The organism is Myxococcus sp. CA023 (assembly GCF_010998615.1).
GTDB lineage: Bacteria > Myxococcota > Myxococcia > Myxococcales > Myxococcaceae > Myxococcus.
Genome location: NZ_JAAEAH010000014.1, coordinates 1 through 21,953, shown reverse-complemented (window position 1 = coordinate 21,953; position 21,953 = coordinate 1). Strand labels below are relative to the sequence as shown.

Annotated in this window: 23 protein-coding genes; 5 read left to right on the top strand and 18 right to left on the bottom strand. The window is 69.1% G+C overall.

Annotated elements, in window-relative coordinates:
- The 14 genes from F8M74_RS08240 to atpG form a co-directional block, all read right to left on the bottom strand.
- Positions 1-1,020, bottom strand: coding sequence for a cytochrome d ubiquinol oxidase subunit II (locus tag F8M74_RS08240; protein ID WP_171410464.1), 1,020 nt, complete (start codon positions 1,018-1,020; stop codon positions 1-3).
- Positions 1,010-2,353, bottom strand: a complete 1,344-nt coding sequence (locus F8M74_RS08235) for a cytochrome ubiquinol oxidase subunit I (protein WP_141257543.1) — start codon at positions 2,351-2,353, stop codon at positions 1,010-1,012. The genes F8M74_RS08240 and F8M74_RS08235 overlap by 11 nt, the downstream gene beginning before the upstream one ends.
- A 30-nt stretch (positions 2,354-2,383) precedes the next feature.
- Positions 2,384-2,905, bottom strand: a complete 522-nt coding sequence (locus F8M74_RS08230; protein WP_141257542.1) for a hypothetical protein — start codon at positions 2,903-2,905, stop codon at positions 2,384-2,386.
- Positions 2,902-3,306: a phage holin family protein gene (locus tag F8M74_RS08225; protein WP_141257541.1), complete on the bottom strand. Its 405-nt coding sequence runs from the start codon at positions 3,304-3,306 to the stop codon at positions 2,902-2,904. Before F8M74_RS08225 ends, F8M74_RS08230 begins: the two co-directional genes overlap by 4 nt.
- Before the next feature lie 163 nt (positions 3,307-3,469).
- Positions 3,470-4,498, bottom strand: a complete 1,029-nt coding sequence (locus F8M74_RS08220; protein WP_140868889.1) for an ADP-ribosylglycohydrolase family protein — start codon at positions 4,496-4,498, stop codon at positions 3,470-3,472.
- Positions 4,499-4,858: 360 nt separating this feature from the next.
- Entirely contained in the window at positions 4,859-5,119 is a 261-nt protein-coding gene (locus tag F8M74_RS08215; protein ID WP_011556837.1) for a hypothetical protein, read from the bottom strand.
- Entirely contained in the window at positions 5,116-5,562 is a 447-nt protein-coding gene (locus tag F8M74_RS08210; RefSeq protein ID WP_140868896.1) for an Rrf2 family transcriptional regulator, read from the bottom strand. Before F8M74_RS08210 ends, F8M74_RS08215 begins: the two co-directional genes overlap by 4 nt.
- A 1-nt stretch (position 5,563) precedes the next feature.
- Positions 5,564-6,562, bottom strand: a complete 999-nt coding sequence (locus tag F8M74_RS08205; protein ID WP_011556839.1) for a 2Fe-2S iron-sulfur cluster-binding protein — start codon at positions 6,560-6,562, stop codon at positions 5,564-5,566.
- Positions 6,563-6,577: 15 nt separating this feature from the next.
- The gene (locus tag F8M74_RS08200) at positions 6,578-6,958 is read right to left on the bottom strand and encodes a group 1 truncated hemoglobin (RefSeq protein ID WP_141257540.1); all 381 of its coding nucleotides are present in this window, start codon (positions 6,956-6,958) and stop codon (positions 6,578-6,580) included.
- Positions 6,959-7,307: 349 nt separating this feature from the next.
- Positions 7,308-7,718, bottom strand: coding sequence for a F0F1 ATP synthase subunit epsilon (locus F8M74_RS08195; RefSeq protein ID WP_141257539.1), 411 nt, complete (start codon positions 7,716-7,718; stop codon positions 7,308-7,310).
- A 21-nt stretch (positions 7,719-7,739) separates the two neighbouring features.
- On the bottom strand, positions 7,740-8,309 hold the full coding sequence (locus F8M74_RS08190) for a hypothetical protein (protein ID WP_011556842.1): 570 nt from the start codon (positions 8,307-8,309) through the stop codon (positions 7,740-7,742).
- Positions 8,310-8,340: 31 nt separating this feature from the next.
- Positions 8,341-9,786, bottom strand: a complete 1,446-nt coding sequence (gene atpD / locus F8M74_RS08185) for a F0F1 ATP synthase subunit beta (RefSeq protein ID WP_141257538.1) — start codon at positions 9,784-9,786, stop codon at positions 8,341-8,343.
- Positions 9,787-9,954: 168 nt separating this feature from the next.
- A complete protein-coding gene (locus tag F8M74_RS08180; RefSeq protein WP_153881094.1) occupies positions 9,955-10,113 on the bottom strand; it encodes a hypothetical protein in 159 nt (52 codons plus the stop codon).
- A 138-nt stretch (positions 10,114-10,251) separates the two neighbouring features.
- The gene (gene atpG, locus F8M74_RS08175; protein ID WP_141257537.1) at positions 10,252-11,136 is read right to left on the bottom strand and encodes an ATP synthase F1 subunit gamma; all 885 of its coding nucleotides are present in this window, start codon (positions 11,134-11,136) and stop codon (positions 10,252-10,254) included.
- Positions 11,137-11,351: 215 nt separating this feature from the next.
- Here atpG and F8M74_RS08170 point away from each other — a divergent pair, with 215 nt between their 5' ends.
- From F8M74_RS08170 to F8M74_RS08160, 3 genes are all read left to right on the top strand, one after another.
- Positions 11,352-11,780, top strand: coding sequence for a response regulator (locus tag F8M74_RS08170; protein WP_162295139.1), 429 nt, complete (start codon positions 11,352-11,354; stop codon positions 11,778-11,780).
- Positions 11,781-11,828: 48 nt separating this feature from the next.
- Complete coding sequence (locus F8M74_RS08165; protein WP_141257535.1) at positions 11,829-12,506, top strand: vancomycin high temperature exclusion protein; 678 nt, start codon at positions 11,829-11,831, stop codon at positions 12,504-12,506.
- A 111-nt stretch (positions 12,507-12,617) separates the two neighbouring features.
- Positions 12,618-12,890, top strand: coding sequence for a hypothetical protein (locus F8M74_RS08160; protein ID WP_013937437.1), 273 nt, complete (start codon positions 12,618-12,620; stop codon positions 12,888-12,890).
- Positions 12,891-12,951: 61 nt separating this feature from the next.
- On the opposite strand, the gene F8M74_RS08155 is transcribed toward F8M74_RS08160, so the two are convergent.
- Positions 12,952-14,724: an SMI1/KNR4 family protein gene (locus tag F8M74_RS08155; protein ID WP_141257534.1), complete on the bottom strand. Its 1,773-nt coding sequence runs from the start codon at positions 14,722-14,724 to the stop codon at positions 12,952-12,954.
- 531 nt (positions 14,725-15,255) lie between these two features.
- Between F8M74_RS08155 and F8M74_RS08150 the strand changes: the two genes are divergently transcribed.
- Positions 15,256-15,600 carry a co-chaperone YbbN gene (locus F8M74_RS08150; RefSeq protein ID WP_141257533.1) on the top strand — a complete coding sequence of 115 codons (345 nt, stop codon included), beginning with the start codon at positions 15,256-15,258 and terminating at the stop codon, positions 15,598-15,600.
- Between the two features lie 2 nt (positions 15,601-15,602).
- On the opposite strand, the gene F8M74_RS08145 is transcribed toward F8M74_RS08150, so the two are convergent.
- Positions 15,603-17,594: an ankyrin repeat domain-containing protein gene (locus tag F8M74_RS08145; protein ID WP_228559178.1), complete on the bottom strand. Its 1,992-nt coding sequence runs from the start codon at positions 17,592-17,594 to the stop codon at positions 15,603-15,605.
- A gap of 210 nt (positions 17,595-17,804) precedes the next feature.
- Here F8M74_RS08145 and F8M74_RS08140 point away from each other — a divergent pair, with 210 nt between their 5' ends.
- Positions 17,805-18,671 (top strand): Uma2 family endonuclease, encoded by an 867-nt coding sequence (locus F8M74_RS08140; RefSeq protein ID WP_171410463.1) that lies wholly within the window; start codon positions 17,805-17,807, stop codon positions 18,669-18,671.
- 3 nt (positions 18,672-18,674) lie between these two features.
- On the opposite strand, the gene F8M74_RS08135 is transcribed toward F8M74_RS08140, so the two are convergent.
- Both F8M74_RS08135 and F8M74_RS08130 read right to left on the bottom strand, forming a co-directional pair.
- Positions 18,675-20,498, bottom strand: a complete 1,824-nt coding sequence (locus tag F8M74_RS08135) for an ABC transporter ATP-binding protein (RefSeq protein WP_141257548.1) — start codon at positions 20,496-20,498, stop codon at positions 18,675-18,677.
- 72 nt (positions 20,499-20,570) lie between these two features.
- On the bottom strand, positions 20,571-21,509 hold the full coding sequence (locus tag F8M74_RS08130) for a universal stress protein (protein ID WP_141257530.1): 939 nt from the start codon (positions 21,507-21,509) through the stop codon (positions 20,571-20,573).
- Positions 21,510-21,953 lie beyond the last annotated feature (444 nt).

Sequence of the window (21,953 nt, the reverse complement as noted above, 5' to 3'; positions counted from 1 at the left end):
TCACGCCTCCGAGCCGGCACCCGGCGTGGGCGCGGGCCGGAAGACGCGGAACAGCAACACCAGCGAAGGCACCACCACGGCCGTGCCCACGCCCAGCGCCACCAACAACACGCGCTGCACGCCAGGGCTCGCCACCGCGCCGTGCAGCGTGACGTCGGGCACCACCAGGTACGGGTACTGCGAGGCGGCCCACCCCAGCACGATGAGCCCCGCCTGCACGGCCGCCGCGACACGGACCCATTGAAAGCGGCGCGTCCACAAGAGCGCGAAGGACGCTACTGCCGCCACCGCCGTGCCCGCATGCAGCGCCAGGGCGAAGGGCGAGCGCAAGAGCCCCTCCCAGACGCGCGGCGCCCCCTCGCGCGCCAGCAACAGCACCGCCAGCGCCGCGACGAACACGGCCACGCCCGCGCCCATCGCCCGACGGCGGAAGTCCTCGCGCAGCGCGGGCTCGTGCGCCTCGTGGGTGAGGTACGCCGCCGCCAGGAAGGCGAAGAGGCTCAGCGCCAACGCGCCCACCGCCCATGAGAAGGGCGCGAGCCACGACGCGAAGAAGCCGCTCACCACCACCCGCCCTTCCACGCGGATGGTGCCGCTCACCACGGCCCCCACGCACATGCCCAGCAGCACCGGCGCGATGACGCTGGCGCCACTGAAGACGAGCCCCCACTGCCGCTGCACCGCGTCCCCGCGCGTGTCGTAGGTCCGGAAGGTGAAGGCCGCGCCCCGGAACACGATGCCCAGCATCAGCAACGTCAGCGGCACGTGCAGCGCCACGCTCAGCACCGCGAAAGCGCGCGGGAAGCCGGCGAACAGCAGCACCAGGCCCACGATGAGCCAGATGTGATTCACCTCCCACACCGGGCCAATGGCGCGGGCAATGAGCGCGCGCTGCTCCGCCTTGCGCGGCCCGGAGGCGAGCAAATCCCAGACGCCGCCCCCGAAGTCCGCCCCGCCGAAGAGGGCGTAGAGGACGAAGGTCCCCGCCACCGCGAAGCCCAGAATCGCGTCAGTCGGCATGAGCCTCACCTCCCGTCAGACCGCCGTCGCGCGTGGGCAGCGTGCCCGCCACCTGCCGCACCAGCAGAGTCACCACCGTCACCCCCAGGAACAGGTACACGGCGGTGAAGGTCCAGAAGGGCGCGGCCAGGTGTGGCACCGGCGTCACCGCGTCCGCCGTGCGCATGACGCCGCGAACAATCCACGGCTGTCGCCCCCACTCCGTGACGAGCCAGCCCGCCTCCATGGCCACCACCCCCAGCGGCCCCGACAACAGCCACGCCCACATCATCTTCCGCCCGTGGGGCCAGGCCTTCTTCCGCCACCGCCAGCCCAGCGTCACCAACGCCAGCAGCGCCATGGCGCTCCCGGTGCCCACCATGATTTGGAAGGCCACGTGGACCTTCGCCACCGGCGGCCACTCGTCGCGCGGGAAGGCATTCAGGCCCTTCACCTCCGCGTCCGGGTCCGCGAAGGCGAGAATCGACAAGCCCTTGGGGATGTCCACCGCGTAGGGCACCTCGCCCGTCTCCACGTTGGGGAGTCCGCCCAGGCGCAGCGGCGCGCCGCGCTCCGTTTCGAACTGGCCCTCCATGGCGGCCAGCTTCACCGGCTGCGCCTTCGCCACGTGCTTGGCGGACAAGTCCCCCACCACGGGCTGGAGCAGCGCGGTGACACACGCCAGCGGCAGCGCCACCGAAAGGGCCTTGCGGTGGAAGACCGCACCCGGGTGGCGCAGCAACACGAAGGCGTGGATGCCCGCCATGGCGAAGGCGCTCGCCTGGTAGCAGGAGAGCAGCACGTGCACCGTCTGGTACTGCCAGCCGGGGCTGAACATGGCCACCAGCGGCTGCACGTCCACGGGCCCCGATGCCGACGGCGTGAAGCCCGACGGGTCGTTCATGAACGTGTTGACCAGCGTGACGAAGAAGGCGCTGGCCGCGCCACTCACCGCCACCATGACGCCGGAGAACATGTGCATCCCTGGCGACACCCGCTCCCGCCCGTACAGATAGATGCCCAGGAAGATGGCCTCGGTGAAGAAGGCGACGCCCTCCAGACTGAAGGGCAGCCCAATCACCTCGCCGTACTGCCCCATGAACTCCGGCCACAGCAGGCCCAGCTCAAAGGACAGCACCGTGCCACTCACCGCGCCCACCGCGAAGAGGATGGCCGTCCCCTTCGCCAGCTTCTGACTCAGCTTCAGGTAGTCCGCGTCCCCCGTGCGCCGGCCCTTCCAGTCACTGAGCACCATGAGGACGGGAAGCGCCACCCCCGCCGCGGCGAAGATGATGTGGAACGCGAGCGACAAACCCATTTGGGCACGCGCATAGAGCAGGTCCGTCATGCCCATCAGAGTGGTTTATGCGTTATTTTGTCGCAATTACATATTCTTATAATCCACCTGAGCAGAAGCGGGGACGCGGCGCGCGGGAACCAGCGTCGCCACCGCGTTTCGTGCCACAGCGGTGGCGAGCGCGCTGGCGAAGATGAGGACGAGCTTTCTCCCCAGCTCCGCGCCCAGCGGGCGCGGCTCCGCGGTGGAGGCCACGCGGTCCGGGTGCTCCCATGCACGCGCCAGGGCCTTGCGGCGCTTGCGGCGCAGAATCTCGTCGCGGTTGCGTGCGCGGTACACCGCATACCCCACGCCCAAGCCTACCGCCGTCAACAGCGCGGCGCATGCGGCCATCAGCTCGGTGCGGTGCTGCCGCGCGAGGTAGCGAACGTCGAGCGCGCGCGTGCGTCGCCTATCCAACTCCGTCAGCGTGAGCATCAGCTCGTCGCGGATGCGGTCGGCGGTCTCCTCCACCTGCTTGCGGTCCCCCATGCCCCGGGTGATGCGGTGGTCCTCATGCTGCCGCTCGATTGCCGAGGGCTCGCCTGCGTCGCGGTCGTCGCCATTCATTGCAGCGTCTCCCGCGTGAGCTGGTAGTCCATCTTCAAGCGTTCCTGTGTGTGCGGCAGCGGCTTCTTGGGCACGCGCTTGCGGCCCATGAAGAGCAAGACACCGGCAATCGCCAGCAGCACCACGCCCACCACCAGCACGCCCAGCGCCTGGGCCATGGGCAGGGCCAGCCCCAGCGCGACGAAGAGGACGGCCAGCGCCGTGAGCGCCAGCACCGCGCCCGCCCCCAGGAGGATGCCCGCGGTACGCGCGGCCTTCAGCTCCTCACGCAGCTCCTTCTTGGCGTGCATCACCTCGGCGCGCACCAGCAGGCGCGTCTCCGCCAAGGCATGCCGGATGAGCTCCGCCGTGGAGAGCGCCTCCAATTGACTTCGCTCCAGGCGTTCCGATTCGAGATCCACGACGTGCGCCTCCTGCGATGACTCCGCGGACCACACGTGCGCTCCCATGCCTGCCTGGCATCCTTGCGGCCCGCTCCTTCGCACAAGGTGGGCAGGACGCTCCCTCCAGTGAAGCCCCGGGGAAATGCACGCCAACGGCCGCCCGCCTGCCCTGCCCTCGCGCTCAGCGGCGACGGCGGTGCGACAGGGCAGTGGCCAGCGTCTCGCGGACCTGGTGGGCGCGGAAGAGGCGGTCCGCCGTATCCACCAGGTTTTCGGAGTACAACACCTGCTTGCGCAGCCGCGCGGGGATGGCGCGCGTCCCCAGGTGGGCGCCCAGCAGAGCGCCCGTCAGCGCCGCGGCCACGTCCGCCTCGCCGCCGCAGCGCAGCGTGAGGGCCACCGCCTCCCGGAAGTCGTGCGGCACCTTGAGGATGGCGAACAGCGACGTCAGCAGCACCGGCACCACGTGCGGCGGCAGCCCGTCCACGCCCTTCAGCTCGCTGGGGGGCACGCCCACCTTGCGCAGCTGCGTCAGCGCGCGCGCGGTGTCCCAGGTGAGCAGGCGCGGCAGGTGGCGTACTTCCTCGGCCAACCCCTTGTCGTGCACGGCCGCCGCCAGCGCCAGCTCCTCGCAGAAGGCCGCGGGTGTCAGCGGCTCCGCTTCCATGCCCAGCGCCGCGGCCTGCGCGAAAGCGGCGGCCGCCGCCGCGCACACCGGATCCTTGTGCGTGATGATGGTGAGCACGCCCGCGTCATGCGGCAGGCGCGCGCGGTGGCCGCTCTCCAACAGGCCCACCACCAGCGCGCGGCTGAGCACCGAATGGCAGCGCGTGCCCAGGGACGCGCCCGCGCTCATCCACGGCACGCCGCTGGCCAGCCGCTGCAGCGCGTCCGCCAGGCTCTTGGGCGGCTGGAGGATGATGCCCTCCTGCCACAGCCACGCCAGGTGCGCCGCCGCGCTGCGGCCGTCTACCTTGCCCTCGCGGATGACGCTCTCCGCCGCCGCGAGCAGCAACTGCGTGTCGTCGCTGAACTGGCCCTTGGCGAACTTGCCGCGCGGGCGGGGCGCGAAGTCTTCGGCAAGGCCGGGCAGCCGCGTGAGGCTCGCCGGTGGAATGCCGCGCAGCGGAAAGCCGAGCGCATCACCGATGGCGAGCCCCACGAACGCCGCATGGAACCTGTCCTGGCGCTCGGCGGGAGTCAGCGACATGGGGTCGTGGAGATTAACCGACGCTCAGGCCAGAACGGCCGAGAGAAACCCGTGAAACATCCGCGAGCCGGAGCGGGAAGAATCATGCCGGGGCTTGACGAGCGCGATACAGCCGTCCTCGAAACTCCGCCGCTCGGATTCTTCACCGTCCACCCTCCATCCCTGGCGCCTCGTGGATCGCAGCGCGGGGTGGGCTGACTACCGCAACCAACACGCGCGCGGCAAGCATCGGAGGGTGCACGCATTCGCGCACCTGTACACGTGTCCAACTCTCGAAGCTTCGCGCACGGCGGGAATGGCGCACGAGGGACGCGCAGGTGCCACCAGCGCGCGGGTGTCAGCACACGCGCGCCCGTTACTTCATGCGTCGTCGCGTCCCAGGTTGACGACGGCCTGCAAGCGCGCCATCACCGCCTGCGCGCCCTGATGCAGGTGCGTGCCATCCCAGAGCGCGGGCGTGGTATGTCCGCCATGCTTGCGCCAGTCCGCTTCCGCCTCGTCGAAGGCCACGTTGCGAAAGCGCACGCGGTCCTCCAGCGCGTAGTCCACGATGTAGCGCCGGGCCTGCGCGGAAGGTGCATCCGCGATGCGATGAAACAGCTCCAGCGTGCCGGACATCATGGCTCGGAGGTGGGGAGGAAGTAGTCCTGCAGGTTCGGGCGCGAGCGGCGGAGCAGGTCCGCCAGCGTGTACCGGTCCAGCACCGCGAGGAACGCCTCGCGTGCTTCGTCCAAGACGCCCTTGAGCCCACAAGCGGGAGCGATGGGACAGGCGTTTCGCTCCCGGTCGAAGCACTCCACCAGGTGGAAGTCCGGCTCCGCGGCGCGCAGCACGCTCCCCACCCGGATGTCCGCTGGCGCGCGCGCCAGCACCACGCCGCCGGAGCGGCCCGCTCGCGCATCCACCACCCCCTGCCCCGCCAGCGTCTGCACCACGCGCACCAGGTGGTGCTTGGAGATGCCGTACGCATCCGCCATCTCCTGCGTGGAGACGGGCCGCCCGGTGCGCGTGGCCAGGTAGAGCAGCACCCGCAGCGAGTAGTCGGCATGGAGGGTGAGGTGCACGTCAGCGGGCTCCGGCGTCGGAAGTACGCTGCCCCGATGGAACGCTCGGCAAGAAGGCATCCGTGTGGAGGTCTTTCAGCGAGAGCCCGGCCAGGAACAGCTTCTTTCGAAGGGATAGCACCAATGGCCCGTCTCCGCAGAGCCATGCGCGCCAGCCCAGCGGCTTCGGGCATTCGGCGCGGATGAGCACATCGAGCGCTCCCTCGGCCACGTCCCGGCTGCCGCCTTCCAACACACCCGGACGATAGAGAAACTGAGGATGCTGCTCCGCCAGCGCCCGCAGCTCGGAGGTGAGGTAGAGCCCCTCGGGCGTGCGAGCGCCGTGGAAGAGCCAGATGGGCCCCGTGTGGCCCGCCGCCAACGCGTCACGAACGATGCCGTACAGCGGCGCCAGGCCCGTGCCGGTGCCCGCCAGCAACAGGGGCTGCTCGGGCCGGCCAGGCACATAGAAGCAACTCCCCGCCGGGCCCTGCACCTGGAGCCTGTCTCCCGGCTGTGCGTCATGCGCCAGCCAGCCACTCATCGCCCCGCCCGGCTGGAGCCGCACATGCAACTCCAAGGCGTCTTCATGAGGCAGGCTGGCCAGCGAATAACTGCGGGCCAGCCCGTCCTCGCGCACCAGGGAGATGTACTGCCCCGCGTGGTACGCCAGCGGGCTGTCCGTCACCAGCCGCACACGAAGAACGCTGGTGGACAGCAACGACAGCGCCTGGATTCGCGCGGGGATGCGCAGCGCCTCCGCGCCAGTGACTTCCAACTGCGTGCCCTCCGGAGGCCGGCAGGCACAGGCGAGGAAGTAGCCCTGTGCCCGGAGCGTGTCCTTCAGCCCCACCTGCGCGGCCTCTGGAACCGTCCCCGCCACGGCCCGCATCAGGCAGGACTGGCAGGCCCCCGCGCGGCACGCATTCGGAATGGAGACGCCCTGGCGCAGCAGCGCGTCCAGCACACTCTCTCCGGACTCCAGCGGGTACCAGTCGGACTCATGCTTTACCTTGGCCATGGCGTGCTCCTCGGGTCAGCGTCCCAGGACGTCCGCGCGGGCGCTCTCCGCGATGGTCATCACCTTCGCCACCAGCGGCGCGGCCACGCCCAGTTCCTCCAGCGTCGCCTTCAGGTGGCCCGCCACCGCGTCGAAGTGCGAGTCGTTCAGCCCACGCTTCACCAGAGGCGCGTGGCCCGCGCGCATGTCCTTGCCCGAGTAGTGGACCGGCCCACCCGTCACCATCGTCAGGAACGCCTTCTGCTTCGCGGCCTGGCGCTCCATGTCCACGTCCTCGAAGAAGTGGCTGATGTGATCGTCCGCCAGCACCTTCCGGTAGAAGACCTCCACCGCCGCCGCCATCGCCGGCTCTCCCCCCAACTGCTCGTAGACACTCTTCTCCGCAGTAACGCTCATGGCGCTGCTCCTCTCGCCCGGCATGGGCCTTAAGATGCATTCTAGATGCACCTTAAAATCCGCACCGTCAAATGGAAGCAACACTGTCAGTGGAGCTACTGCGACCGAGGACAGCCGCTGACAGGAGGCCGCCGCGCCCGCGCGAAAGCTCGGAGGCGAACGCAGCCAGGCCCCTGAGGGCACTGTGAAGCGAGGTGCGGACCGGGAAGCCTGTTCCGGAGGCGCCACCCCAGAGGGGCACCGTCACGCAAACAGAAGCGGACACCGGCTCCGCTCGAGGGGAGCCCGGGTGTCACGCCAGGGACGCCAGGAGCGCGGGACGCTCCTGGGCGGTGAAACGGGGGGAAGCCTACGCGCGCGCGCTGCTGGCGGCGCCGATACGGGCGGCCTCACGGCGCACCGTGGCCTGCTCCAGCTCGAAGCGCGCGTCCTCGGAGGACATGCCCTTCATGCGCTCCTGCGCCTCGGCCATGCGGCGGCGGGCGCCTTCCACGTCGATGCCCGTGACGGGCTCGGCCGCGTCGGCGAGCACCAACACCTTGTCGTTGCCCACTTCCACGAAGCCGCCCGCGACGAAGTAGGACTCGCGCCGGCCACTCTCGATCAGGGTCAGCGCGCCCGGCTCCATCAGCGACAGGAACGGGGTGTGTCCCGGCCGCACGCCGAACAGGCCCCGGCCGCCAGGAACAATCGCCTCGTCGGCCTGCACCGACAGGATGCGCTTCTCGGGGGTGACAATCTCCACAGTCAGCTTGGCCATGAGGCTCCTCGCACAACCGAATCAGAACGTGAGCTGGCGGGTGGTTCCACCCACCGGCTCCAACTCCACCACCCCGGCGTCCGTCAACCGGGGCCCCTTGCCGGGGATTCCGAGCGTGCCCTCCAGCCACTTGAAGTGGTGGGTGAGCTGGCGCACCTCGGAGAGCTGCCGCGTGTTGAGCCACTCGGTCAGCCGCTTCTCCTGGAGCCGCTGGCCATCCCGCCCGTACTGCGCCGCCACCACCACGCGCGCCCAGGCGGGAGGCCCCTTGGGCTTCTTCGCCTTCGACTTCTTCGTCCGCGGCTCCGCCACGGCCTTGCCCTTCTCCACCAGCGGCCACACCACCCAGACGCGCTCGCCGTCGTTGGAGACGAAGTAGAGGTCGTCCACCGTGCCCAGACACTCCTTCAGCGTCCAGACGGGGCCGCTCTCCTGCGTCACCTCCAACCGGCACTGGTCCTGCGCCGCTTCCACCATGCGGACGCTGTAGAGCCCGTTGGCGCTCACCCGAGCCCGTCCCCTGCGCTCCTCCGCCAGGGCGGAGGAGGGAGCCAGGAACATCAGGACCAGGGCGAGCGCTGCACGGCGCATGGGGACCTCTGCGGGAGGAGAAGCGCCCAGCTTAGCTCGCCGCGAGCTTCCGCGCGTTCTCGACCACCTCGTCGATGCTGCCCGTCATGTAGAAGGCGCCCTCGGGGATGTCGTCGTGCTTGCCCTCGGCGATCTCCTTGAAGCCCTGGATGGTGTCCTGGAGCTTCACGTAGCGGCCGTCCTTGCCCGTGAAGACCTTGGCCACGAAGAAGGGCTGCGACAGGAAGCGCTGAATCTTGCGGGCGCGGGCCACCACCAGCTTGTCATCCTCGGAGAGCTCGTCCATGCCGAGAATGGCGATGATGTCCTGCAGCTCCTTGTACCGCTGGAGGATGCCCTGAACCTTGCGGGCCACGCCGTAGTGCTCCGCGCCGATGACGGCCGGGTCCAGGATGCGGCTGGTGGAGTCCAGCGGGTCCACGGCGGGGAAGATGGCGAGCTCGGCGATGGAGCGGTTGAGCACCGTGGTCGCGTCGAGGTGGGCGAAGGCCGTCGCGGGCGCCGGGTCCGTGAGGTCGTCGGCGGGGACGTAGATGGCCTGCACGGAGGTGATGGAACCCTTCGTGGTGGAGGTGATGCGCTCCTGCAGACTGCCCATCTCCGTGGCCAGCGTGGGCTGGTAACCCACGGCGCTGGGGATGCGGCCCAGGAGGGCGGACACCTCGGAACCGGCCTGGGTGAAGCGGAAGATGTTGTCCACGAAGAGGAGCACGTCGCGGCCTTCCACGTCGCGGAAGTACTCGGCCATCGTCAGCGCGGACAGGGCCACGCGGGCGCGGGCGCCGGGCGGCTCGTTCATCTGGCCGTACACCAGCACGGCCTGGCTGGCCTCCAGGTTGTCCGTCTGGATGACCTTCGTGTCCTGCATTTCGTGGTAGAGGTCGTTGCCCTCGCGGGTGCGCTCACCGACGCCGGCGAACACCGAGAAGCCACCGCGCTCCACGGCCACGTTGCGGATGAGTTCCTGCAGGAGCACCGTCTTGCCCACGCCGGCGCCGCCGAAGAGGCCAATCTTGCCACCGCGGGTATACGGGGCGAGCAGGTCGATGACCTTGATGCCCGTCTCGAACATCTGCACGCGCACGTCCTGCTCCGTGAAGGGCGGCGGCGCGCGGTGGATGGACCAGTACTCCTGCGCCTTCACGGGGCCCATCTCGTCCACCGGCTCACCGGTGACGTTCAGGATGCGGCCCAGGGTGGCCTTGCCCACCGGCACCTGGATGGGGGCGCCCGTGTTCCTGACGGGCATGCCGCGGCCCAGGCCCTCCGTGGAGTCCATGGCGATGGTGCGGACGGTGTTCTCGCCCAGGTGCTGCGCCACCTCGAGGGTGAGGTTGTCGGCGTCGGCGCTCAGGTTCGCGTTGGTGACCTTGAGGGCCGTGTAGACCTCGGGGAGACCGCCGGGCGGGAACTCGACGTCGACCACGGGGCCGAGGACCTGGATGATTCTGCCTGCCGTCGGAACTTGAGCGCTCATGGAATCGTCTGCCTCGCACGGGGAGCGGACGGGCGCCGCCACCCTTGAAATTTCGGCCCGGCTGTGAGGGCGGGCCCCCTTTACCGGGGCCCCCCCCGGGGGTCAAGCCTCCCGGGCAACTGACTGGTAAGTCCGGCTTAGCGGAACCACATGCCGGGCGCCACCCCCTTACCTCCCATCCGGCTGGTACACCAGGGGCAGCCCGCTGTTCGGGCGACCGACCAGGACCACCTTGGCGCCCTGGCTCTGAATCTGCTCGCGCTTCGAAGAGTTGCGCTCCTCCGGCGCGTAGCGGCCGAACACCTCGCGGGCCTCCGGGCGGCCCACGAGGCGAGCAGGTTGCCGGCGTACTTGACCCGGTCTGAGGATGCAGCTCGCAACGCTTCGCGGGGGCCTCAAACGCGAAGGGCCCACCTCGATAGACGAGGCGGGCCCAGGAGACGGGGTCGCGGCTGCGCGAATGCCCTACTTCAGGGCCTCGGCGCCGGAGACGATCTCCATCAGCTCCTTGGTGATGACCGCCTGACGCGTGCGGTTGTAGGTGAGCGTCAGGCTGCCAATCATGTCGGTCGCGTTGGAGGTGGCGTTCTCCATGGCGCTCATGCGGGCGCCGTGCTCGCTGGCCACGCTCTCCAGCAGGGCGCGGTAGAGCTTGATGTTGACGGCCTGGGGCACCAGGCGGTCCAGCACGGACTGACGGTCCGGCTCGTACTTGAAGTCCACCAGCGAGGTGGAGCCCGCCGTCGGGGCCTGGTCCGGCGTCCCCAGCGTCTGCAGCGGCAGCAACTGAGCGACCTTCACCGTCTGGGAGATGGCGGAGACGAACTCGTTGTAGACGATGTGGACCGCGTCCACCTCGCCATTGAGGTAGCTGGCCACCAGCTCCTCGGCCACGTCCGCGGCGGCGCGGTAGTTCAGGCGCTGGTACAGGCCGCCGAAGTCCTTGCGGATGTTCTGGCCGCGGTTGCGGAAGAAGTCGTTGCCCTTCCGGCCCACGGTGGAGAGGCGGATGCTCTCCAGGTTCGTGTTCTCGTAGAGGAACCGGTTGGCGCGGCGGATGACGTTGGAGTTGAAGCCACCGGCGAGGCCACGGTCCGACGTGAGGAGCACCAGCTCCACGCGCTTCACCGGGCGGGCCATGAGCAGCGGGTGGCTGAGGCTCTCATCCCCGGCGCGGGCGGCCAGGTCCGCGATGATTTGATCCAGCATCGTCGCGTAGGGACGCGCCGCCAGGATGCCGTCCTGCGCCTTGCGGAGCTTCGCGGCGGAAACCATCTTCATCGCCTTGGTGATCTGACGCGTGTTCTTCACCGAGCGGATGCGCTTGCGAATGTCGCGAAGGGACGCCATGGACCGGGGAGCTCCTGTGGGGCGTTCGACCCGCTTTGTCCTGAAGGAAGGCGGGGCAGGGTAAGACGGGGCCCCCTATATAGGCGGGGCGGGAGCCGGTCAACGGATGCCTGCCGCCGCCGGGCAGACGATCGCCCGCCCCACCGGATACGGCAGGCGGCCGAGCCCCCCTGACAGCCCCTCCCCGCGGTAGGACACGGACTTACCTTGCGGGAATGGTGGCTCAGACGTCATCCGGTCCGCTGCTCATCGTCGAAGACGACGTGGACATCTGTGAGGCCCTTCAGAACTACCTGGAGCTGCACGGCCACGCGGTGCGCGTAGCGCGCAACGGCCGGGAGGCCCTGGAGCAGTTGGCCCAGCCTCCCCGCCCCGCCCTCATGGTGCTGGACATGGCCCTGCCTGTCATGGACGGCCACCGAGTGCTGACCACCCGCAAGGCGAGTGAAGCGCTGGCCCAGGTGCCAGTCATCATCCTGTCCGCGGGCATGGCGGAGATGAATCCGAGAGACCGGGCCGTCTATGCGTCTTCGTACAACGTGGCGGCATTCCTGAAGAAACCCGTGGAGCCCCGACAGTTGCTGGAGGCCATCGAGCGATTTGCCCCAAAGCCGGCAGGCTCCCAGGCGGGCACGTTCCCCTGAGACAGGGATGTCGCTCTGGGCTTTCCGGTGGAGGGCGGCCGGAACACAATGGCCTCTCTACCGGTGTTCTCGGGGTCCATGAAGCCAGGCGGTGCGAGATGGGTGTGGTTGCGTAGAGGCCTCGCGGTCCTGGCCGCGGGTGGGCTGGGGCTGCTCGCCCTCTCCCACCTCGTCCGCCTCAGCTACGAGGACCGCATCGTCCCCCTGGAGCAGGCGCCCCATGCTCCCGTGGCGCTGGTGTTCGGCGCGGGTCTGGCGAGGGGCGCGGTGCCCTCCCCCGTGCTCGCCCAGCGGCTGGATGCGGCCGTCGCGCTGTGGCAGCAGGGCAAGGTGCAGACGGTGCTCGTCAGTGGAGACCAGACGAAGCCCTTCCACCACGAGACGCGCGCCATGCGGCGCTACCTGGTGGAGCACGGCGTGCCCGAAAGCGCGATCCTGGGCGACGAAGCGGGGCTGTCCACCTATGACAGCTGCCTGCGGGCCGCCACGGTGTTTGGCGCGAAGCGGGCGGTGCTCGTCACCCAGCGCTTCCACCTGACGCGGGCGCTGTTCATCGCCAACTCGGTGGGCATCGACGCATGGGGCGTGGCCGCGGACGAGGGACGGTCGACGCCGTGGCGCTACCAGTTGCGCGAGACGCTGTCGCGCGTACTGGCCCTGGCCATGGTGCTGCTGGAGGTGGAGCCCGCCTACCCCTCTGGCCGCGCCGTGCTCCCGGAGCGCTGAGGCACGGGCAGGCATGGCAGGCAGGCGGGCGGCGAGAATTGCCGGAGCCCCCGCGGGTTCTCATTCTTGAGACGAAGGCAGCCGACCCACCGCGCTTTCCGAGGAGAGGCCATGCGATTCAAGAAGCTGGGGTCAGACGACGTGGGCGAGTCCACCTCTCGGCGTCACATGAACCCGGACACCGGTGAGGATGAAATCAACATCTCCGACCAGGACCTGGCGGCGACCCCACCGCTGGAGGAGGAGCCGGACTTCCGCGACATCCTCCCGGACGAGATTCATGAGTTCCGCCGGGGTGATGAGGAGGAAGAGCCGCTGGAATTGACGGCACAGCCGGGCTACCGCATCCGGCCCATCGACTTCGACAAGCTGCCGCAGGGATAAACGTGCGGTGAGGCGATGTTGAGGCAAGGCGCGGGAGCGCGCCTTGCCTCCGAGCCCCTGACTACCGGCCGCGTGCGCCCTTCTTCGCCGCTGGCTTCTGGGCTGAGCCCTTCTTCGCGGCGCTCTTCTTCGCTCCGGACTTCTGAGCAGCAGCCTTCTTGGCCACGCTCTTCTGAGCGGCCGCCTTCTTCGCTGCGCTCGTCGGGGCACCGGCCCGCTTTGAACCACCCTTCTGAGCAGGGGCCTTCTTCACCGCGCCCTTCCGAGCCGGAGCCTTCGCGGTGACGGACTTCTTCGCCGCGGCCTTCTGCGCGGGGGCCTTCTTCGCCGCGCCCTTCCGAGCCGCGCCCTTCTGGACAGTGGCCTTCTTCGCCGCCCCCTTCGCGGTGGCAGGCTTCTGCTCAGTGCTCTTCTGGGCAGGGGCCTTCGTCGCCCTCTTCGCGGTGGCCGACTTCTTCGCCGCGCCCTTCTGCGCGGGGGCCTTCGCTGCGGCCTTCTGGGCAGCAGCAGACTTCGCCGTCCCCTTCTGGCCAGACGCCACCGCAGCATCATCCAGGGCGCCAGTCGTCTTCACGGCAGGGGCCTTCTTCGCCGCGCGCTTCAGAGATGCCGCCGTCGTCGAGACCTCCGCCACGGCAGGGAACTCCTGCGCAGGCGGTTCCTCCGCAGCCGACACCTGGGTTGCCGCCTTCTTCGCACCGGTCTTGCGCGCGGGGGCCGCCTTCGTTGCCTTCGCCTCGCTGACGACGGGCACCTCAGCGGCCACGTTCGGAGCCGCAGCCCCCTGCGCGGCAGCCTCCGACACAACAGCCTTCTTGGCGGGAGACTTCTTCGCGGCGGCCTTCTGGGGCGCAGCTTCCGGCGATGAAACAGACTCCCCCGTCCCAGCAGGGAGGTCCGCCGAAGCCGCTTCTGTCGCGGCCTTCTTCGCGGGGCGCGCCTTCGCGGGAGCAGGCTCCGCGGCGGCCTTCTTCACACCCGGCCCCCTGCTCGACGCACTTTTCGGGAACAGCACGCCAGCGCCACCGATGGCGAGCGGTATCTGCTGGGCCTGCGCGCGTGCCTTTCTCGAGCCGGCCCCATCCTCGTAACGGGAAGACGGGCGGACGTCGTCATACTCGTACGCGAGTTCGCGTACCTCCGCCTCCTCTACCGCCACTTCGGCGGCCTCCTCATCGGCCAGCTCCGCCTCCTCGAACTGCTCGGCCTCTTCGACCGCTTCAGCCTCGGCCGCCGCACCGAGCGGTGCCTCGCCGGACTCCGCCGCCTCTTCGTCCTCCTCGTCGACCTGGACGCCGGACAGCGCCCCCTGAAGGACGGCATTCATCGCCCGGGCAAAGGTGCGCTCACCGAAGCTCTCCACCTCCGCGGGGGGCACGAGCACGTCGAGCATGTCCTTCAACGAGCGGTACAGCCGCATCTGCCGCTTCTCGCCCTCCCAGGTGCCATAGACCCAGTCGTCGCCATCCAGCGCCTCGACCCAGGCCGGCAACGGACCGCCACCGTCGCCCTGCTCCACCATGGCCGACTTGCGCGAGGCGAAGAGGTGCCGGTGCTGCCCCTTCAAACCGATGCGCCACAGCCCCGCCGCGGGAAGCCCTTCCAGCTTGAGGCGGGTCTTCTCCAGGACGCTCGGGTCTCCCTCCGCGCCGTGCAGACGGAAGAGGAGAACCTCACCGTTGAGCTCGCCCCCGTTGAACGCCTGATACAGGTCGGTGAGCTCATCGGGGAATGGAACGCCGCACTCCGTTTCGGCCCGGCGAATCTCCTCGGGAGAGACGCCAGCTGACGATGCCTTTACCGACTTGCGAAGTGCCTCCAACCACTCGTGCATGACCCCTCCACGACATCCAGTCGCACAACCTTACGGCGGCTGAGCGCTCCTGCGCAGTGCGGGCTTTTGCTTTTGATGACACCGCGCCAGAGCTGATCCAACTCGCTCCGGCTGACATGGCGGCCACCACCGCGCGCAGGCATACCTTGAAAACCCGTACCCACCGTCCAACCCATCCCCTCCTCCGGAAAAACAGGGCTCACGCACGAAGGTGATGCCCCTGGCACCCGCTCCGGCCGCCCGCGTTCCGGAGCGGCCCTGGTGTTCCGCTGATCCATCCTCCGCCGGGTGAAGCAGCCCAACGTGGCAACAGCCCACTCGACTGGCCCCCCAGGGCGCGGCCAGAGCGCCCAATGGGGTGAGCCGCCCGGCCACACGCGCGGAATTTCAACCCCTGCCTGGCCTCCGCCAGACCGTGCCGGGGGCATCGCGCTGGCGGCTCCTGGGATGCGCAGCAGACAGCGAGGACTTCCAGCCGCGAGCCCCGTGAGCAGGTTGAACACGACACCCGAGCCCGTTAGGCAGGAGGCCATGGCACATCCCGTGAGCTACGAGGGGACGGCGGAGAACTTCGACCAACTGGTCCTGGAACCCAAGGGCGAGCTGGTGGTCGTGGACTTCTGGGGTGACGGCTGCCCGAACTGCGAAATCTACGCGGCGGCCGAGCCCGCGCTGCTGGCGGAGCTGGGTGACGCTCCGATGCGCGTCGTCAAGGTGAACGCATACCAGTACGAGGACCTGGCCAAGCGCTTCGGACTCTTCGGCATCCCCACGTTCCTGCTGTTCCGTGAGGGCAAGCTCATCGGGAAGATGAGCCAGTACTATGGAAAAGAGTACTGGCTCGGCGTGGTGCGGGACCACCTGCCCAAGGCCTGAGTCTACACCAGGATGGCCCCGACCTTGCGCAGCACGTTGAACAGCTTGTCCCGGTCCAACTCCGACTTTGCGAAGGCCTTCGCGATGAAGACCTTCTTGAGCGCCGCGTCCGAGGCGTCGAACTCACCGTTCTCGTAGTGGTGCTTCGCCTTCACCTTCGCCTGGATGTCGTGGTCGTCCGCGATGACCACGTCCGCCTTCAGCACGCCGCCGACCCGGAGCGAAGCGTCGTTGCCGTGGCCCCACACCACCTGCGCTTCCAGGTCCTCGCCCACGACGACCTCGCCGTCCGTGTCCACACCGGTGGCGCGCAGTGTGCCGCCCACCACCAGCATCCCTTCCATCCCCGCGTTGCGCAGCACGCCTTCCACCGTGAGGTCTCCCGTCACGAGCAGCGGCCCATCGACGTGCACGTCGCCCTTCACCACGAGGTCCCCGCGCACGAAGCGCGGCAGCTTGGACAGACGAGGCGCCTTCTCCTCAGCCGGCAGCACGTCCCGCGCGAGCTGCACCACCGCCATGGCCGTCCAGGGGAGCTCGCCCTGGAGCGCGGCCGCGAGCTGGTCCCAGGACGTGGCACCTTGCAGCGCGAGCCCCTTCAGGACCTGTTCGACGCCGTCCACGTTCTTGTCCTCGAAGTACCAGGCCTTGAGCAGCGTCTTGCGCTGACGCGCCAGCGCATCAAGCAGCGGCTGCATGTCCAACGCGCCGGCCTTGCCCGAGGAAGCCTTGGCCCCCATGAGCTGGGCGAGGGACGCGTTCTTGTGCTCCAGCGCCTCCTGCGCGGGCGTCTGGCCGCTGCCATTCTTCAGCGAGACATCCGCCCCCGCCTTGAGCAGGGCCTCGATGACGGGGCCTCGCTCCTTGAAGCGTGCGTGCTGATGCAGCGGCGTCCAGCCCTTGCCCGCGTTCGGATTCGCTCCCGCGTCGATGAGCGCCTGAGCCACGTCGGCCTGACGTGCTTCGAAGAGCGCCGTCCGCCCTGACGCATCGAGCGAATCCACCGGCACGCCGCCTTTCGCCAGCGGAGCGATGCAGGACACGCTGCCGTGCTCGGCCGCGACATGCAGCGGCGTGGACTTCGTCGAATCGACGACGTCGGCGGCGACGCCCAGGCGGAGCAGCTCCTTTACCAGCGCCGCGTCATCCACCATCGCGGCCAGGTGGAGCACGCTGTGCTTGCCGGAATCTCTCGCCGCCAGGTCCGCGCCCAACGCCACCAGGGCCAGCACCCGGCCCGTGCGGCTGTTCCCTTCAAAGCCAGGGCCAAAGAACGGCTTCGCATCCAGCCCCGCCGCCAGCAGGAGTCCGGCATCCAGGTCCTTGCCTTTCTTCCCCGCGGGGCGTGCCGCGGGCTTCTGCTTCCGCAGCCAGGCCAGGAAACCCTCATCGGAGTAGGCGCCCTCCAGCCCCTGGAAGTTGAGCGAGTCGTCATCGTCCATCACGCCCTGGGCGCACATGCCAGGAAACTCTTCCACCTTGGCGAGCAACTCGCGGTAGCCCTGCTCCGGCTTGCCTTGCGTCAGTGCGCGCCAGGCCTCGAGCCCGCGGCGTCCACGCTGGTGGTTCGCGAGTTCCCGAAGGCTGTTGGCTTCGTTCAGCGCGGCCTCCGCTTCGTCGAGCTGCGCCACGGTCGGCTTGCGCCGCACCAGGTCCTCCGCCCACTGGCTCAGGGCCAGCGAACGTGCACGATGGGCGAGCGTCAGCGCGCCGCCGGGCTTCGTCCCTCGCGTCAGCTCGAGGATACGGTCACGCAGCCGCCAGTGCTCGGCCTTCAACTCCTGCTCCCAACGGTGCGGCTCCATGCTCCGCGTCGGGTCCAAACACCAGCTCAGGGAGTGGAGTCCCAGCAGGTGCTCGGGCTCCGCCGCCACGACTTCGCGCAGCAACGGAATCGCCTGGTCCAGCTGCGGCGGCATCTCGTCCAGCAGACTGTCCGCCTTCTTCATCAACGCAGCGACATCGACCTTCTTCGGAGCTTGAGCGCGCGACATGGCAAGAGAACCTGCCATGAGTCAGTGACATGCGCGCGCGAAACTCACGGGCCGCGGAGACCCTCTCCATCGGAGAATTCTCACGCGCCAAACGTGGCATGACCGCTGCTTGCTCGCCGTCCTCGTCAGCACGCGAACCTTCACCACTTGATTCGAGGACAACGCTGCCTTGCCTGCCACTTGGCCCTCGTGGCGGCGCGGCCTACTCTCATGCACGACCTCATGCCCTTCGAGCCCTACGACATCGATCCGAACGACCCGCGCGCGCCGCCCCAGGAGACGTGGGACGCGCTCTCGTCCGAGGAGCGTCAACGCATCGTCGACAGCCTTCCATCCGAATTCCCCGTTTCGGAGGCAAACCCGCCGGAGGGCGATTTCCACTTCGAGGCCAAGACGCGCGCCCGCGAGGTGCTCGGCAGCTTCTTCTCCCGCATTGGTCGCAAGGTGTACCTGGGGAGCGAGCTGCCCGTGTACTACCCAGGCGAATCCATGTTCGCCCCAGACGTCATGGCCGTGGTGGACGTCGAGCCCCACGCGCGAATGCGCTGGGTGGTCAGTGCCGAGGGCAAGGGCCTGGACTTCGCGCTGGAAGTGCACGTCGCGGGTGAGCGGCGCAAGGACTTGGAGCGCAACGTCGAGCGCTTCGCCCGGCTGGGTATCCGCGAGTACTTCGTCTTCGACCGGGGCCGGCTACGACTGAGCGGCTGGCGGCTGGACGAAGGGCGCCGCGTCTATCGCCCCATCCTTCCGCAGCACGGCCTCTATCCATCTGAAGTCCTGGGATTGGACCTCCAGGTAGATGACGAGCGTCTGCGCTTCTACCTGGGAGGCGCTGCCCTGCCAGAGGCACCCGAGCTGATTGCCCGCCTCGAACACATGGTTGAGCGCGTCGAGGCCAGCCGCGCGGAGCTCGTACAGCAACTCGCGGAGGAGTCCCGCCTGCGAGCCGAGGAGTCTCGCATGCGAGCCGAGGAGTCCCGACTCCTGGAACTGGAGACTCAACGGCGCGAGGACGCTGAGCGCCAGCTCGCCGAGGCTCGGGCGGAAATCGCTCGCCTGCGTGGCGAGCGCGCCTGACGCTCAGTCCCGATATCCGCGCGCCTGCAACCGGAACAGATGCGCGTAGCGGCCGTCCTTCGCCATCAGCTCGTCGTGGCTGCCCAGCTCGTCCACCTGCCCGTTGTGGAGCACGGCAATCTGGTCCGCCATGCGCACCGTGGAGAAGCGGTGCGAAATCACAATCGCAATCCGGTCCGCCGCCAGCGCCTGGAAGCGCTCGAACAGCGCGTGCTCCGCCTCCGCGTCGATGCTGGCCGTGGGCTCGTCCAGAATCAGCACCTCCGCGTCGTCGCGCATGAAGGCCCGCGCCACCGCCAGCTTCTGCCACTGACCCGCCGACAGCTCCTGCCCCTTCTCGAACCAGCCGCCCAGCATCGTGTCGTACTGCTGTGGCAGCGCCGTAATCACACCGCTGGCCCCACCCTCCTCGGCCGCCTTCTCGATGCGGCCGCGGTCCTCCAGCGCCGGCACGTGCCCCAGGCCGATGTTCTCCGCCACGTTGAACTGGTAGCGCACGAAGTCCTGGAACACCGCGCCGAAGCGGCTGCGCAGGTCCTCCACGTCCATGTCCTTCAGGTTGACGCCGCCGTAGAGGATGTCGCCGTCCACCGGCTCGTACAGGCGCAGGAGCAGCTTCACCAACGTGCTCTTCCCCGCCCCGTTCTCTCCCACCAGCGCCAGCTTCTGTCCCGGCTTCAGCGTCAGCGACACGTTCTTCAGCGCCCACGCATCCTTCCCCGGATAACGGAAGGACACGTCGCGCAGCTCGATGGCGCTGTCGTGCCCACGCGGCGGAGAGAGCGGCGGCAGCACCCGCGTCGCCTCGCCTCCAGTGGGGATGTCCAGGTACGCGAACAGGTTGCTCATGAAGAGCGCGTCCTCGTACATGGAGCCCACGCTGGTCAGGATGCCCTGGAACGCCGCCTGCCCCTGACGGAACACGCTCAGGTACAGCACCATGTCGCCCACGGTAATCGTCCCGCTCGCCGCGCGGCCCGCCACCAGCAGGTAGCAGCCATAGAAGGCGCCCAATGAGAGGACGCCCAGCCCCAGGCCCCAGGCCATCCGCCGGAAGGCCAGCGCACGGTCCTCCGCGAAGAACTTCTGGAAGAGCGTGCGGTAGCGGCCCAGCACCAGCGGCCCCAACCCGAAGAGCTTCACCTCCTTCACGTGGCTGTCCCGCGTGAGAATCCACTCCAGGTAGTTCAGCTTGCGGCCCTCGGGCGCGCGCCACGAGTAGAGCCGGAAGCCCGCCATGGCCAGCCGCGCCTCGGCGATGAAGGCCGGCACCGATGCGGCCACCAGCACCACCACGCTCCACGGCGACAACGCCACCAACAACGCGGCGAAGGTGCCCAGGGTGATGGTGTTGCGGACGATGGAGAACGCCTGCGTCACCAGCGACAGCGGCCGACTGTTCGCCTCGCGCCGCGCGTTCTGCATCTTGTCGTAGGTGGCCGAGTCCTCGAAGTGCTGCAGCTCCAGCGCCAGCGCCTTCTGGAGGATGCGCTCATTGAGCAGGTTCCCCAGGTTGGCGCGAAGCAGCTCGCGCGTCAGCGTCAGCCCGCGGTCCACCACCGCCGAGCCCAGCATCAACCCGAACTCCAACCCCACCAGCCCGTACACCCGCGAGCGGGCCTCCACCGAGCCCTGCGCCGCCGCCACTACCGAGTCCACGATGAGCTTGCCCACCCAGGCGATGGCCGCCGGCAACAGCGCCGCCACCAGCGTCAGCGCGCCCAGCACCACCGCGCCGCGAGGGCTGGCCTGCCAGAAGAGCCGGAAGGTCCCCGGCAGCTGCTTGAAGAGACTGCCCGCGTTCTGGAAGCGGGCCTTGAGCGACACCGGGGCGACAGGGGCTGTTGTAGGACGAGGAGACACGGTCCGCGTTCATAACGCGGAGCGCGCCCTCCTGCTTCAGGATGCAGGCGGAAGGTGACGCGACACCAACACGTCGCAGCCCGCGCGCGCCAGCACCTGCTCCGTCAGCGGCGTGCGCGCCTCCACGGCGGACATGGCCAGCGCCAGCAGGTCCGAGCCCCGCTCCAACGCCTCCGCCAGGATGCCCTCTTCAGCCGGCTCGCCGCAGCGCACCCTCACCTCCAACTCGCGGCCCGCCTCCCGGTAGGGCGCGAGGAAGCGACCAAGCGCCACCCGCGCCTGATACTCCCGCTCCTGCCGCAGCAGCAGCCACCGCTCGGCCGGCGCATGGGCGCGGCGCAGCTCCGCCTCCTGCGCCGCCGTGTCCACCACGTGCAGCACGTCCACCAGCGCGGGCGCCGGGCACAGGCGCAAGGTCAGCTCCAGCGCCCTGCGCGACTCGCGTGAGAAGTCCACCGCCACCAGGGGCCTGCCGTAGGGCCGGACCGGGTGCGGCACCACCACCAGCACGGAGACGCCCAGCTGGCGCACCATGCGCCGCACCGTCGAATCCTCGGCCAGCGCACGCACCGGGTACGTCACATGGGGACGCCCCAGCACCACCAACTCCGCGCCCGACATCCGCGCCACGGCCGACGCCACCTCCACCGGGTCCCCTCGCCCGAGCTCCTCGCGCACGTCGATGTCCACGCGGTTGCGCAGCCGCCTGCACACGGAGCTCACCGCCTTGCGCAGGCAGCGTGCACCCGACAGCGTCCCACCTGGCCCCTCCTGCCCGTCCAGGACGGGGGCCACGTGCAGCACGCAGAAGACGCTCCCATGCGCCAACGGAAGGCGCAGCGCGCGCGCCAGCGCGAACTCGGAGCGCAGCGAGAAATCCGTTCCCACCACCAGGCGCGACACGCCCCGCTGCCCCCGGGCGAGCCCTGGAGGGAGCAGCGGCAATGCCGTCTTCGAAAGTTGTGATGGCCTCATCTCCATCCCTCCTTCCCTTCCACCCGACTCACCTTGTGAGTATGCGTGTAGCGGTGAAGGTGACACCTTGCAGCCTCCCGGAGGCATCCGGTCGCTCCACCGCTCCGTGGACGGCCGCGCGGCGACTGGCGTCATCTACACCTCGAAGATTCAGGCGTCGCGCGCCAGGCGCCACCGGGCTCGGCGTGTCGCAAAGTCCGCGACCGGGCAGGCCTCCGGAGCAGGCCCACCTCCGCCCAGAGAACACCCCGCGGTGTGCAGAGGCGCCAAGGAGCGGCTCCCTGAAAAATCTCCAGCAACCCGGCGGCCGTACCCACCGAAAAGAAGGGAGAGCAGGCGTCCTTCACGAGGCTTGGCCTGCTTGGCATGTCCGAAGTCCGGCAGAAGGTCCGAGCAAGGCACGGCCGATGCTTTGCAGAGGGGTCCGGGCGGGCAGCGACAGGC

What these genes read in the sequence shown, in the direction of transcription:
- F8M74_RS08165 (WP_141257535.1), top strand. Translation starts at nt 11,829, where the DNA reads ATGGCCTCTCTACCGGTGTTCTCGGGGTCCATGAAGCCAGGCGGTGCG.
- F8M74_RS08130 (WP_141257530.1), bottom strand. Translation starts at nt 21,509, where the DNA reads ATGAGGCCATCACAACTTTCGAAGACGGCATTGCCGCTGCTCCCTCCA.
- F8M74_RS08220 (WP_140868889.1), bottom strand. Translation starts at nt 4,498, where the DNA reads ATGTCGCTGACTCCCGCCGAGCGCCAGGACAGGTTCCATGCGGCGTTC.
- F8M74_RS08190 (WP_011556842.1), bottom strand. Translation starts at nt 8,309, where the DNA reads ATGCGCCGTGCAGCGCTCGCCCTGGTCCTGATGTTCCTGGCTCCCTCC.
- F8M74_RS08235 (WP_141257543.1), bottom strand. Translation starts at nt 2,353, where the DNA reads ATGGGCATGACGGACCTGCTCTATGCGCGTGCCCAAATGGGTTTGTCG.
- F8M74_RS08195 (WP_141257539.1), bottom strand. Translation starts at nt 7,718, where the DNA reads ATGGCCAAGCTGACTGTGGAGATTGTCACCCCCGAGAAGCGCATCCTG.
- F8M74_RS08205 (WP_011556839.1), bottom strand. Translation starts at nt 6,562, where the DNA reads ATGGCCAAGGTAAAGCATGAGTCCGACTGGTACCCGCTGGAGTCCGGA.
- F8M74_RS08150 (WP_141257533.1), top strand. Translation starts at nt 15,256, where the DNA reads ATGGCACATCCCGTGAGCTACGAGGGGACGGCGGAGAACTTCGACCAA.
- F8M74_RS08240 (WP_171410464.1), bottom strand. Translation starts at nt 1,020, where the DNA reads ATGCCGACTGACGCGATTCTGGGCTTCGCGGTGGCGGGGACCTTCGTC.
- F8M74_RS08170 (WP_162295139.1), top strand. Translation starts at nt 11,352, where the DNA reads ATGGTGGCTCAGACGTCATCCGGTCCGCTGCTCATCGTCGAAGACGAC.
- atpG (WP_141257537.1), bottom strand. Translation starts at nt 11,136, where the DNA reads ATGGCGTCCCTTCGCGACATTCGCAAGCGCATCCGCTCGGTGAAGAAC.
- F8M74_RS08200 (WP_141257540.1), bottom strand. Translation starts at nt 6,958, where the DNA reads ATGAGCGTTACTGCGGAGAAGAGTGTCTACGAGCAGTTGGGGGGAGAG.
- F8M74_RS08145 (WP_228559178.1), bottom strand. Translation starts at nt 17,594, where the DNA reads ATGTCGCGCGCTCAAGCTCCGAAGAAGGTCGATGTCGCTGCGTTGATG.
- atpD (WP_141257538.1), bottom strand. Translation starts at nt 9,786, where the DNA reads ATGAGCGCTCAAGTTCCGACGGCAGGCAGAATCATCCAGGTCCTCGGC.
- F8M74_RS08230 (WP_141257542.1), bottom strand. Translation starts at nt 2,905, where the DNA reads ATGAATGGCGACGACCGCGACGCAGGCGAGCCCTCGGCAATCGAGCGG.
- F8M74_RS08140 (WP_171410463.1), top strand. Translation starts at nt 17,805, where the DNA reads ATGCACGACCTCATGCCCTTCGAGCCCTACGACATCGATCCGAACGAC.
- F8M74_RS08215 (WP_011556837.1), bottom strand. Translation starts at nt 5,119, where the DNA reads ATGATGTCCGGCACGCTGGAGCTGTTTCATCGCATCGCGGATGCACCT.
- F8M74_RS08160 (WP_013937437.1), top strand. Translation starts at nt 12,618, where the DNA reads ATGCGATTCAAGAAGCTGGGGTCAGACGACGTGGGCGAGTCCACCTCT.
- F8M74_RS08155 (WP_141257534.1), bottom strand. Translation starts at nt 14,724, where the DNA reads ATGCACGAGTGGTTGGAGGCACTTCGCAAGTCGGTAAAGGCATCGTCA.